Source organism: Brochothrix sp. (assembly GCF_017549435.1).
Classification (GTDB): domain Bacteria; phylum Bacillota; class Bacilli; order Lactobacillales; family Listeriaceae; genus Brochothrix; species Brochothrix thermosphacta.
The window spans coordinates 1-11,846 of the sequence record NZ_JAFYUW010000107.1 but is presented as its reverse complement, the minus strand read 5'-3'; the positions used below and the strand labels follow the sequence as shown (position 1 = coordinate 11,846).

The 11,846-nt window shown below is 39.1% G+C and carries 11 protein-coding genes and 1 riboswitch; of the genes, 7 read left to right on the top strand and 4 right to left on the bottom strand.

Annotated elements, in window-relative coordinates; genetic code table 11:
- Positions 1-3 precede the first annotated feature (3 nt).
- On the bottom strand, positions 4-621 hold the full coding sequence (locus IKV95_RS07075) for an MBL fold metallo-hydrolase (RefSeq protein ID WP_029091504.1): 618 nt from the start codon (positions 619-621) through the stop codon (positions 4-6).
- Positions 622-818: 197 nt separating this feature from the next.
- On the opposite strand from IKV95_RS07075, the gene murQ reads away from it, so the two are divergent.
- The 5 genes from murQ to IKV95_RS07050 all read left to right on the top strand — a co-directional run bounded on the left by murQ (position 819) and on the right by IKV95_RS07050 (position 5,608).
- Positions 819-1,712, top strand: coding sequence for an N-acetylmuramic acid 6-phosphate etherase (gene murQ / locus IKV95_RS07070; RefSeq protein ID WP_287451566.1), 894 nt, complete (start codon positions 819-821; stop codon positions 1,710-1,712).
- Positions 1,713-1,724: 12 nt separating this feature from the next.
- On the top strand, positions 1,725-3,173 hold the full coding sequence (locus IKV95_RS07065) for a PTS transporter subunit EIIC (RefSeq protein WP_069136965.1): 1,449 nt from the start codon (positions 1,725-1,727) through the stop codon (positions 3,171-3,173).
- A gap of 277 nt (positions 3,174-3,450) precedes the next feature.
- A complete protein-coding gene (locus tag IKV95_RS07060) occupies positions 3,451-4,497 on the top strand; it encodes a MupG family TIM beta-alpha barrel fold protein (RefSeq protein ID WP_287451565.1) in 1,047 nt (348 codons plus the stop codon).
- A gap of 39 nt (positions 4,498-4,536) precedes the next feature.
- Complete coding sequence (locus IKV95_RS07055; protein ID WP_029091500.1) at positions 4,537-5,382, top strand: MurR/RpiR family transcriptional regulator; 846 nt, start codon at positions 4,537-4,539, stop codon at positions 5,380-5,382.
- 13 nt (positions 5,383-5,395) lie between these two features.
- Positions 5,396-5,608 (top strand): hypothetical protein, encoded by a 213-nt coding sequence (locus IKV95_RS07050; protein ID WP_029091499.1) that lies wholly within the window; start codon positions 5,396-5,398, stop codon positions 5,606-5,608.
- Between the two features lie 38 nt (positions 5,609-5,646).
- Here IKV95_RS07050 and IKV95_RS07045 read toward each other — a convergent pair whose 3' ends face one another.
- From IKV95_RS07045 to IKV95_RS07035, 3 genes are read right to left on the bottom strand one after another with little or no spacing between them, the layout of a single operon-like run.
- Positions 5,647-6,393 (bottom strand): energy-coupling factor transporter transmembrane component T family protein, encoded by a 747-nt coding sequence (locus tag IKV95_RS07045; protein WP_069126492.1) that lies wholly within the window; start codon positions 6,391-6,393, stop codon positions 5,647-5,649.
- A 2-nt stretch (positions 6,394-6,395) separates the two neighbouring features.
- Complete coding sequence (locus tag IKV95_RS07040; protein WP_051457428.1) at positions 6,396-7,790, bottom strand: ABC transporter ATP-binding protein; 1,395 nt, start codon at positions 7,788-7,790, stop codon at positions 6,396-6,398.
- Entirely contained in the window at positions 7,777-8,352 is a 576-nt protein-coding gene (locus IKV95_RS07035) for an ECF transporter S component (protein WP_069126493.1), read from the bottom strand. Before IKV95_RS07035 ends, IKV95_RS07040 begins: the two co-directional genes overlap by 14 nt.
- A 112-nt stretch (positions 8,353-8,464) precedes the next feature.
- Positions 8,465-8,570: riboswitch (TPP riboswitch) on the bottom strand.
- 136 nt (positions 8,571-8,706) lie between these two features.
- Between IKV95_RS07035 and IKV95_RS07030 the strand changes: the two genes are divergently transcribed.
- Together IKV95_RS07030 and IKV95_RS07025 are read left to right on the top strand one after the other, a co-directional pair.
- Positions 8,707-9,252: a biotin transporter BioY gene (locus IKV95_RS07030; protein ID WP_029091497.1), complete on the top strand. Its 546-nt coding sequence runs from the start codon at positions 8,707-8,709 to the stop codon at positions 9,250-9,252.
- Between the two features lie 170 nt (positions 9,253-9,422).
- Entirely contained in the window at positions 9,423-11,237 is a 1,815-nt protein-coding gene (locus tag IKV95_RS07025) for a penicillin-binding transpeptidase domain-containing protein (RefSeq protein WP_069126495.1), read from the top strand.
- The last annotated feature ends 609 nt before the right edge of the window (positions 11,238-11,846 follow it).

Below are 11,846 nucleotides of genomic sequence, written 5' to 3'. Positions count from 1 at the left end.
CTTTTACTTCAAAAATGGATTTGTTGCTTTTTCATGTCCGATTGTTGTGCTGTCACCATGGCCTGGATAGGCTGGCAATATATCGGGTAAAGTAAGTATGTTATCGCGGATACTTTGTACGAGTTGTTCTTGACTGCCTAAGTAGAGATCAGTTCGTCCAATACTTCCTTTGAACAGGGCGTCGCCGCATACGATAAAGTCTTCAAAAACAATGGTTACGCTGCCTGGTGAATGTCCGGGTGTTTCAACGACATGAAAAGAAATATCACCTAGTGTATAGGTTTTACCTGTTTCAAATAGTTCTTCGGCGGCTTTTGCTACAATCGGGTTACCGCTTCCTGCTGAAAGATTTAACTCAGGATTAACGAGCCATTCTTTTTCAATGGGGCTGACATAGACCGGAATTGTGTAAAGGTCGCGTATAGGTTGTAAAGAGGCGATATGATCAAAATGCGCATGTGTCAATAAAACTGCAACTGGTTTCGTTGCTGTTTTCTCTATTGTTGCAACGATTGTCTCATAATCTTCACCGGGATCGATAATTAAGCTATAACGATCATTATGTACGATATAACAGTTTTCTTGAATGTTTCCGTTAACGATACGTTCAATTTTCAACATAAAAAACCCTCCTTCTATTAGATGCAAAACCATTATAACATGAAATAAATTTCAAATAGAAATCATAATGTTCAAGGTTGTTCACAAATTAAGAAACTTTATTACAAATAATTAATAATTAACTTGAAATATAATTTCATGTGCGATACACTTGTTTTGTAAACGTGTACATATCTATATTAAAGGAGTGGGAATAAATGATTGAACATTTAAACACTGAAAAACGTAACGAGAAAACAGCGGACTTAGATCAGATGTCTGTCTTAGAGATACTAACTGTGATGAACCAAGAGGATGAAACAATTCCGAAAGCGATTGCTAAAGAATTACCTGCGATTGAAAAAATGGTCAAAGCGGTTATTACGGCTTTTGAAAAAGGGGGTCGCTTATTTTATATTGGTGCTGGAACGAGTGGTCGTTTAGGTATCCTTGATGCGGTTGAATGTGTACCAACATTTGGTACTGAACCGGAAATGGTACAAGGCTTAATTGCGGGTGGCGCGAAAGCGATTAAAGATGCAGTTGAAGGTGCTGAAGATTCAGAGGAATTAGCGGTTGCTGATTTGAAAGCTGCCCAATTAACTGAGAACGATGTTGTCATTGGTATCGCGGCGAGTGGTCGTACACCTTATGTTATTGGTGGTTTGGATTATGCGAAAAACATAGGTGCAACGACGGGGAGTATAGCGTGTAACGCACCTGCTGAAATTAGTGAGCATGCTGATATTGCAATTGAAGTTGTATCAGGGGCAGAGATACTAACGGGTTCAACGCGTCTAAAAGCTGGAACAACACAAAAATTAGTGTTGAATATGATTTCAACGACAGCAATGATTGGTATCGGTAAAGTATATAAAAACTTAATGGTAGATGTTCGTTCAACAAATATTAAATTAGTGCGACGTGCCAAAAATATCATTAAAGATGCAACAGGTTGTGATGAAGCAACAGCTGAACGTGTGTTTGAAGAGAGTAATCACCATGTAAAAACGGCGATTGTAATTGTATTAACAAATATGAGTTATGAAGAAGCGACAAATAGCTTGGTTGAGAATAAAGGCTTTGTCCGTCGCACAATTGCAAAAGACTAAGGGGGGAACATAATGAGTAAAGAAACAGAATTAGCACAACGGATTTTAGAGCAAATTGGTGGCCTTGAAAATATTAGAGTTGTCAATCACTGTATGACACGTGTGCGTTTGAGTTTGCGTGATAACGATCAAGTCCAAATGGATGCCTTGAAACAAGTAAAAGGTGTGATGGGTGTTGTTGAAGAAGATACCATTCAAATCATCGTGGGTCCTGGTACGGTTAACAAAGTTGCGAAAGCGATGACGGATATGACGGGCGTGGAATTGGGTGCTGAGATTCCAACGGGGAATACGCACACAAGCGGTGGCAGTAATCGTGAAAAAGTAGAAGCCTTAGCTTCAGAAAATAAAGCGAAATATAAAAAAGGCGGCAACGGACGATTTAAACGTATTTTAGCGACAATTTCCGGTATTTTCATTCCGTTAATTCCAGCGTTTGTTGGTGCGGGGTTAATTGCGGGTATTGGTGCAATTATCTCGAACATGTTAGTGGCTGGTACTATTTCAGGTGGACATTGGGAGCAAATCGTTTTAGTGCTGAATGTCATTAAAAACGCATTGTTTACCTTCTTAAATATCTATGTCGGTATTAATGCAGCGAAACAATTTGGTGCGACGTTGCCTCTGGGTGGTGTCATTGGTGGTGTTGTCTTGCTTAGTGGTGTGACACCTGATCAAACGATCCAAAATATCTTTACAAATGAACCTTTGATTGCTGGTCAAGGTGGGATAATTGGTGTAATACTTGCTGTTTACCTCTTATCATTTATTGAAAAAGGGTTACGTACGTTTGTGCCTAATGCGATTGATATTATTGTGACACCAACGATTGCATTGCTTGTGACAGGTCTGGCGACAATCTTCTTGATTATGCCGGGCGCAGGTTATATCTCAGATGGTTTGTTAACAACAATTAACTGGGTGATTGGTACAGGTGGCGCAATTTCCGGCTTCTTGTTAGCGGTATTGTTTTTACCGATGGTAATGTTTGGTTTACACCAAGTGTTAACGCCGATTCATATCGAAATGATTGCTCAAACAGGAATGACAACATTATTGCCGATTATTGCAATGGCAGGTGCCGGTCAAGTTGGTGCAGCAATTGCGTTATGGGTTAGATGTCGTAAAAATAAACCGTTAACAAACATCATTAAAGGTGCTTTACCAGTTGGTGTGCTTGGGATTGGAGAGCCACTCATCTATGGTGTAACATTACCATTAGGACGTCCATTTATTACTGCTTGTTTAGGTGGTGGTATTGGTGGTGCTGTGATTGGGTTATTCGGTAATGTGGGTTCAATTGCAATCGGACCGTCAGGTGTTGCCTTGATTCCGCTAATTAATACAGGTCATTGGATGATTTATATTTATGGCTTATTAGCTGCTTATGCTGCAGGTATGGTATTAACCTATTTCTTTGGTGTACCAAAATCAGCAATGGAAGCGATTGATGAAGACTAGAGAAAAGCAGACTGCTAATAAAAGTCTGTTCCAGATTGTAGACAAAGTATCGAAAAGCTTCTTTTTTCTTTGCAGATGATTTAAACGACTTTGACTACGATATGAGAAGGCTGAATAGAAATGCTGTTATAGTAGGAACAACGAGCGAGTGACGGTGCGCGTACTAATGGTACGTAATCCCAAGCAAGCAAGAAGTGACGACCTGGAACAGTGTTTATCTTCAGTCTCAAGCAGACTGCTAATAACAGTCTGCTCTTTTATTTTAAGGAGTGATAATATGTTGGGTTTTTTAGTATCATTAACAGAACAAAGTATCGCAGAAAATAAGCGTTTGATTAAACAGATGGCAACCGCAGGTAGTCGTTACGTGTTTACTTCGTTACAAATGCCTGAAGAAAGAGACCGTGATTTAACAGCTGTTATAAAAGAGCTAGGTGACTGTATGAAAGAGCAGCAGTTACAATGGATAGCTGACGTATCGCCCGCAACATTTGAACGTTATACTGAAGCGGATTTAGCATCATGGGGATTCACTGGTTTAAGGATTGATGATGGCGTGACAATGAGACAAATTGCGGGGATGACACAACGATGGCAAATTATTTTGAATGCCAGTACCTTAACGGCTGCTGATTTAGCCGAACTAACAGCGGAACAGGCTGTATTTGAAAACTTAAGTGCCTGGTATAATTATTACCCACGTCCTGAAACGGGATTGGCACGTGAGGCAGTGAGAGCACATACGAGCTTCATCAAAAGCCATGGTTTAACAACAGGTGCATTTATTCAAGGAGATGGTCAACAAAGAGGGCCGATTTTTGCTGGTTTGCCAACATTAGAAGCACATCGTGACCTGCATCCATTGGCGCAGTACTTCGATCTGCTAGATATTGGTATCGATACGGTTTTAATTGGTGATTTGAGTTTAGCTGAATCAACATTAGTGCAATTTAAGAAATGGTTTAATGAACGCATTATCCAGTTACATGTGACCGTTTTAGAAAATACCGTGGATTGGTTATCACCTGTTTATCAAGTGAGACGTGATGTGGCACGCGATGTCATCCGAGCAGCAAATAGTCGCATTGAATTTTCTAACCATTATCATCCAATAGCACCTGCTAACTGTCAGGAACGTTTACGGGGAAGTGTTACGATTGATAACGCTGCTTATTTAAGGTATGAAGGTGAATTACAAATTATACTCGGTGATTTGTTAGCGGATGAGAAGGTGAATGTTGTGGGTAGAGTAGTAATGGAAGAACATGTACTATTGCGCTATGTGAATAAGCCAAACTCTCGCTTCACATGTGTCGTACGATAGTGATAGAATAGAAATAATGAAGAGAACGGGGGAGAATGGATGAGTGGGTTAATCAGTCATCGTATAGAAATGAATCTAAGCAAGCTATCTAAAGTGGAACAACAGGTGGCGCAGCTTATTCTGGATAAAGGCCATGCGATTGCACAACTATCAACGCAGGAAATTGCAAAACAAGCACAAACCAGTCCTGCATCAGTGGTGCGTTTTTGTCGTTCGATGGGATTGAAGGGCGTACCTGAGTTAAAGATGGCCTTGTCTGCTGAAAGTGGTCAGGATAAGATGACAGGTTACTATGACATCCGTTCAGATGAAGCCCCCGATATCCTTATACGTAAGTTAAAAGCCAATACCATTCAAACGTTAGAAGATACACTTGCCATGGTTGATGTGAAGCAGCTTCAAACGATAGCGGATAAGATGGTTGAAGCGGAGACGATATTTATATTTGGTATCGGAGCTTCTTGGCTCGTAGCAGAAGACTTTATGCAAAAATGGTTACGATTAGGTAAACATGTTTATGCGGTACAAGATACCCATTTAATGGCAACCATTATGACGACAGCGCCTAAGAAAGCGATGTTCTTTGGTATCTCATACAGTGGTGAGACAAGAGAAGTCATCAAGTTGCGCGATATTGCTAAATTTAATGGGATACAAACAGTTTCGTTAACAGGATTTGGTAGCAATACGCTAAATCGTGAAGTAGATCATGTATTACAAACATCTCATGCGCCAGAAGCCCTTTTAAGGAGTGCAGCAACGAGTTCAAGAACGGCGCAAATGTTTATTGTTGATTCGCTCTTTTATGTATACGCAGCTAAGGATATTGCACGTACACAACAGCTGTTACAGGAAACGCGCGGAACCATTGCCGATTTAAAATGAGAGGATGATCAAAATGAAAACTAAAAGAAGTATGCAGCTGAAAGTGTTTTATTGGGCGTTGATGGCGATCCTTTTTACCATCGTAGCATGGCTGAATACAGAACCTTTTTATCGTTGGATTGCCATTACGTGGGTTGTTATCTGCATCGTGTATATCTTTGTGTTGATTAGAAACTATCATAGAACAAAAAATGCACCCTCAAAAACAGAGGATGCATCAGAGTGAATTCAAGCAGTAAATCGTACACACGGTTTACTGCTTTTTTAATTGAAGAAGAATAAACATCCGCCGATAATAGCTAGCCATAGTAACGTATAATAAACGTCAACGCGTGAAAAAGTCGTTGTGTAATAAAACGTACGTGGGCCAGTCGTGAATTTTTTTGCTGACATGGCGACTGAGATTCGAAAGGCTCTGCGAATTGATTGAGATAACATGGTAATGCTGTAACGTTTCATTTTTTCCCAAACACCACGGGGCCCCTTAATACGAGAAACGCCACGCACACGCATTGCTTTATTTAAAATCGTAATCTCTTCTGCCATGATAGGAATCAATCGAAAGACTGTGAGGAAACTATATGCAATAAAGGTAGGGACTTTGAATTGTTGCATCGCTGAATAAAAGAATAAAACAGGGTTCGTCGTTGTAGCGAATGACAACCCGATTAATGAGAAAAACAATGTACGTAAGATAATCATCGTTCCGTGAGATAAACTTTCACTAGAAATGCGCCACCATAAAAATTGAAATAACACATCATCTCCAAGGCCAAAGAGAATGACGGTAATACCACTAAAAAATGCTAAAAGAACAAAGGGTAATAATAAGCCTACCTTCCATTTTAAAGTTAAGGGCGAAAAGATGAGATATACCAATAAAGCACAACCAGATAAAGCAGCTAAGAGAGTCACATCACGTAAAAAAATCGTTAATAATGTGATGATAAAGAAAATTAAAAACTTATAGGCCGGATTTACACGGCGAAAGAAAGCTGTTTCAGTTACCATCGTCAAACCCCTCCTTTTACAGTAGCGATACCATCTTTGACATTGATCACACCAGTTGCGTAACGCTCGATGATTTCTGGCTCATGGGTAATCATTAGGATGGCCATGCCTTTTTTGCGCCAATGTTCTAGACTCTCAATCAAGCGGAAGGTATTACGGGCATCTTGACCAAAAGTGGGTTCATCTAGTAATAATAGTTGTGGTTCTGTAATAACGCTTGAAGCAACGCTTAAACGTCGTTTTTGCCCCATTGATAATGAGAGCGGATGAATTGCTTGGCGTGCCGTCAGGCTGAAATAGTCTAAATAGGCGAGGATACGTTCCTCTTTAGCCTCTTCAGTGAGTTTTTCGAATTGTAAGCCAAAGGCCAAATCCTCTTTTACTGTATCACATACAAATTGATAATCAGGATTTTGGAAGACGAAGCCCGTTGTTTCTTGTGAACCATTTGGGAAAGTGAGTTTTCCGCTTGTTTTAAGCAAGCCGCGAAGTCCTTCTAACAAGGTGGATTTCCCTGAGCCGTTCTCCCCGGAAATACAAAGCCAATCCCCCGTTTGAACAGTGAGGTTATCTAGGGAAACGACTGTTTGTTTTTTTCGTTTTACTTTGAACTGTGAAGCGGTGAGTAAATTTTCAGGAGATGCGATAGGAATACGCTCGAATTTTGGAGCAAGTGTCCAACTTTCAGGGTGCCAAATCCCGGCATCGTGCAGATAGTCTGTATGTGTTGTCAAAATTTCAGCAGTAGGTCCATCCGCTATAATGGAGCCATCTTCTGACATAATGACTATGCGCGAGACATAATCGATAATTTCGGTAATCTTATGTTCCACTACGATGACCGTTTGTTGCTGAGTGAGCTGTTTCATTTGTTCCCAAAAATACTGTGTTGCTTCAGGGTCAAGCATTGCTGTGGGTTCATCTAGGTAGTAGAAATCACTTTTCAGAGCTAATAAACTCGCTAATTGCAAACGTTGCTTCATTCCGCCTGACAATTTATTGATGGCGGTATGTGTATCCGTTGTAACGTTAGCAAGTGCCATGTAATGAGCAATACGCTCCGGCATCTCTGCTGAGGGAATTTGTTGATTTTCAAATACGAACGCAATTTCTTCATCCGTGTAAGGCATGTTGAATTGCGCATCAGGATCTTGAAAGAAATACGCGGTGTTATCAGGGACACGTAAATCATCCCATTTAGCAGGGACATCAATAATGGTTGGAATAAGCCCAGCTAATACTTCGAGTAAGGTGGATTTACCAGCACCACTAGGGCCTAAAACTAAGATTTTTTCACCGCTTGTATAAGAAAAATCCAGATTTTTAAGAAACGCTTCTTTCATACCTGGAAATAACAGTCGTAGATTTTTTGTGCCATACTCGTTATTTGAGAGCATCGTAGTCATCCTTTGTGATGGGACGTACCATTTGAGCAACACCTGTTTTCTCCATTGCTTTAGCAAGGTAGTAAGTTAAGAAACCGGTAATGATGATTGTACCAATGAAGCGGAAAATAATGATAAGAGTCAAAGCCCAAGGTTGAACAGCGAGGTAACCATATGGCCAGTCAATTAAGAAAGAAGCAAGGCAAGCTAGTAAGCCTGATATAATAGCCGTATCTAATGTGAAACGACGGTAACGCGTCATCAAAAAGATGAGTTCACAAGCAAGTCCTTGACCAATACCGTAAACAAAACTTTGCATCCCCATACCTCCTGCTAAAAATGTTTCAATTAGCGCCGCAGCTGCTTCTGCTATTAAGGCTACACCAGGTTTGCGGATAATTAACATTGCAAATGGCCCGGCCATGAACCAAAACCCATAAATCACTTGTTCCAATTGTAAACCAAAGGGTTTTAATAAATCATAAGGAATCGTACCTACTTTATAAATAATCCCGAACACTAATGCAATGACAATCGCTACCAAGGTATCCTTTAATGTGAGTGTCTTTTTCATCTGAATCTCCCCTTTTATCTTATTTTAGGGCATAAAAAAAGCCCCGTTTACATTACCCAAAACCAGGGTTGTAAGCGAAACGTGTTAAAGGTACAGACTTAACCTTTATAATAAATAGACGTTTCCACTTTCCTACGCTGGTATTAACCAAATCAGGTTCAAAGGGATTAGACATACCGTCTATCTCAGCTAAATGAATAGCACCCCTAGTGGATAAATATAAGTTGGTTAAAATATAACACAGACGTTTCACATTAGCAAACGCCGCTCTTTTGTTAACTTTTAAAATAAAAGGTTGACATTGTTGGTGAGGAAAGTTAAAATTTACTTATTCGAGGAATAGGGGAGATTCAGATGAAAACACATTCAATTGCATTTATAGGGATAATGATAGCAGTACTTATTATTTTAGGATTTATACCACCGATCACGATAGGAATCATACCCGTTCCAATTGCAGTACAAAGCATGGGTGTCTTATTAGCAGGATTGTTATTAGGTAAGCGGAACGGTACTATCGCAGTATTGTTATTGTTGCTGCTTGTTGCAGTAGGTTTACCTGTTTTGGCAGGAGGTCGTGGTGGGTTCGCGTTGTTTTACAGCCCAACTGCTGGTTATATAATTGCTTATCCAATCGCTGCTTTTTTAATTGGCTGGTGGAGTGGTAAGTTAGGCGAAAAGCCCTCATTTCTTCGGTTGTTCGCAGTGACTGTTATAGCTGGGGTGCTAGTCATCGATTCATTTGGAGCAATTGGTTTACACTTTGTTACGGGTATGCCTTTAAAAGCTGCATTCTTATCGAACTTGGTATTTATTCCAGGTGATTTACTAAAAGCGATATTGAGCGTTATCATTTTACAACGATTACCCAAAAATTTACGCTACAAGTTAAGAGCCTAATAAAAAAGTCCTATATCGGCTATGGTTAGCGATATAGGGCTTTTTGTTGTTTCTGGAATAATCAATTAGAAGTGTTATAATGACTGTAAGTTAATAATTAGTGTATGAGTGTTAGTGCCAGATATAAATTGATAAAATTTTATAAAATACGTCAATAAAAGGAGAACGATATGACAAGAAAAAAATGGCTTGTTGTGGGCGGTGTGATTGTTGCATTGGTTTTGGTAGCGAGTGTTTTTGGTGTGAAAAAGTATCAAAATGCTAAGGCCGAACGAGAAAAATTAGCAGCTGTTCAGACTGTTGCTAATAATTATGTGAAAAGTTTGCAGTCAAAAGATTTTAAGAAGTTAACAACACTATTATCCAATGATAGCATTAAAGCTGAAGGTTTAGACGAAAAAGAATTGGTAACAAAATACACTAATATTTATGAAGGTATTAATGCTACGATTACGAACATTAAGGCAGATGAAGTTAGCTACGATGAAGCTGATGATAGTTACTCGTTTTCTTATGATATGAAGATGACAACAACTCTTGGTTCATTACCCGTTAAGCGTTATACTGTCAAATTTGTATCAGATAATAATGAATGGAAGGTTAAATGGCTCACAAGTTTAATTTTTCCGGAAATGAAAAAAGGTGACAAATTACACATTGAAACGTTCTCTCCAGTTAGAGGGACGATTAGTGATAAAGATGATGCGCCATTAGCGAAAGACAATGATGAAGGAATACGAAATTATGAATTAGGAGCAGCGGGTTCAGCGATAACGGGTTATGTTCGTCCTGTAACAGCAGATGATATTAAAGATAATCCTTTGTTAGGTGAGCATGATGTGATTGGAGCTGCCGGTTTAGAAGAAACCTTTGACAAAGAACTACGTGGTGAACGTGGAGGGAAAATTAGTATCGTTAAAGAGGATGGAAAAGAACGTGCTGAACTACAATTGAAAGAAACCAAGAATGGTAAGGATTTCACTACAACAATTGATAGTAAGTTGCAAAAGGCTTATTATGCTGCGTTTGCAAATGATAAAGCAGCAGTGACAATGCTTAATCCACAAACGGGTGAAGTGATGGCAGCAATCAGTACGCCGTCATATAATCCAAACGACTTTGTTAAAGGTTTAAGTGCTACTCAGTGGGAGGCATACAATGATGCTGACAAAAAACCATTATTAAATCGTTTAACTGTCCGTTATGAACCAGCTTCTACTTTCAAAGCATTGACGGCTAGTGCAGGGATAGAGCACGGGACATTGATTCCAGATGAGGAATTGAATATTAAGGGATTGAAGTGGCAAGCAAACAGCGATTGGGGCGATTATAAAGTAACACGAGTAAGTGATGTTAATCCTGTCGATCTTAAGAAGGCACTCGTATACTCAGATAATATTTACTTTGCACAACAAGCTATAAAAATGGGGCAGAAAGCATTTACTTCAAAAATGGAACAATTTGGTTTCAATGGAGAGGATAAATTCCCGCTTGAGACAAAGGCGCCACAACTCTCAACAGATGGTTTGAAAAGTGAGGTGCTTCTGGCGGACACTTCTTATGGACAAGGGCAAGTATTAATGTCACCTATCCAGTTAGCGCGTAGTTATACTCCTTTTGCGAACAGCGGTAAGCTTATAGAACCACAATTGATGAAAACAACAGAGAAGAGCCCAGAAACAAATGCCATATCTGAGGAAACAGCAAACATAGTCATGAAAGATTTAGAAGCAGTGGTGTCTGATTCGCAAGGTACTGCGCATGAGTTGCGAATTTCCGGCCATAGATTAGCTGCTAAGACGGGGACGGCTGAAGTGGGTAAATTGACTCAAGACAGTAAAGGTTCCGAAAATTCTAGCTTGGTTGTTTTGGACGCAGATAAAAAAGAGTATGTATTAGCAGGTATATTAGAAGGTAGCGATAAAAAACCAAGTCATCATCTTATAAAACAAGTGAAAAAAGTTTTGGAAGAATATTATAATTAATTAAACAAAGAGTATTCTCGAATAAAGAGAATACTCTTTGTCGCTTTATATAGAAGAGAAATACTTTTAGTGGATCATTATTACTGAGTTAATGCTGGTTTAACAACAATCATAGTCGTTCATCTTAAGGTAGGTAATTGTCGGTTTTTAATGGATTTATCTAGCTTAGAGTGGCTGTTAGATGTTTTTTACAATGTACTTTGTATTCTTAAGAAGAAAAAGATGATAAAGTGTTGACTTAATACAGTATCTGTTATATTATATAAAAGTTGCATCAAACAGAAAAGCAAGTTTTCAACTGTGATTAAGTCGTATAACTGAATGTTAAAAACGCCTTGACACGAAAGAGATTAGCATGCTATACTGTAAAAGTTGCATCAGACAAAAAGTTTTGTTGCTTCAAAAAAATATTATAAAAACTTGTTGACATAATGTCGGCAATGAGGTAATATTAAGAAGTTGTCAAAAAGAGTTTGACGGCGATTGACCTTTGAAAACTGAATGAACGAAAAGACATATTATATGCTTAAACTCTTCGGAGTTTAACCAATTAATTTCGTAACGCAAACAAGTAACAAATTTTTAGCTAGCGAACTAGTTAAGGATCAT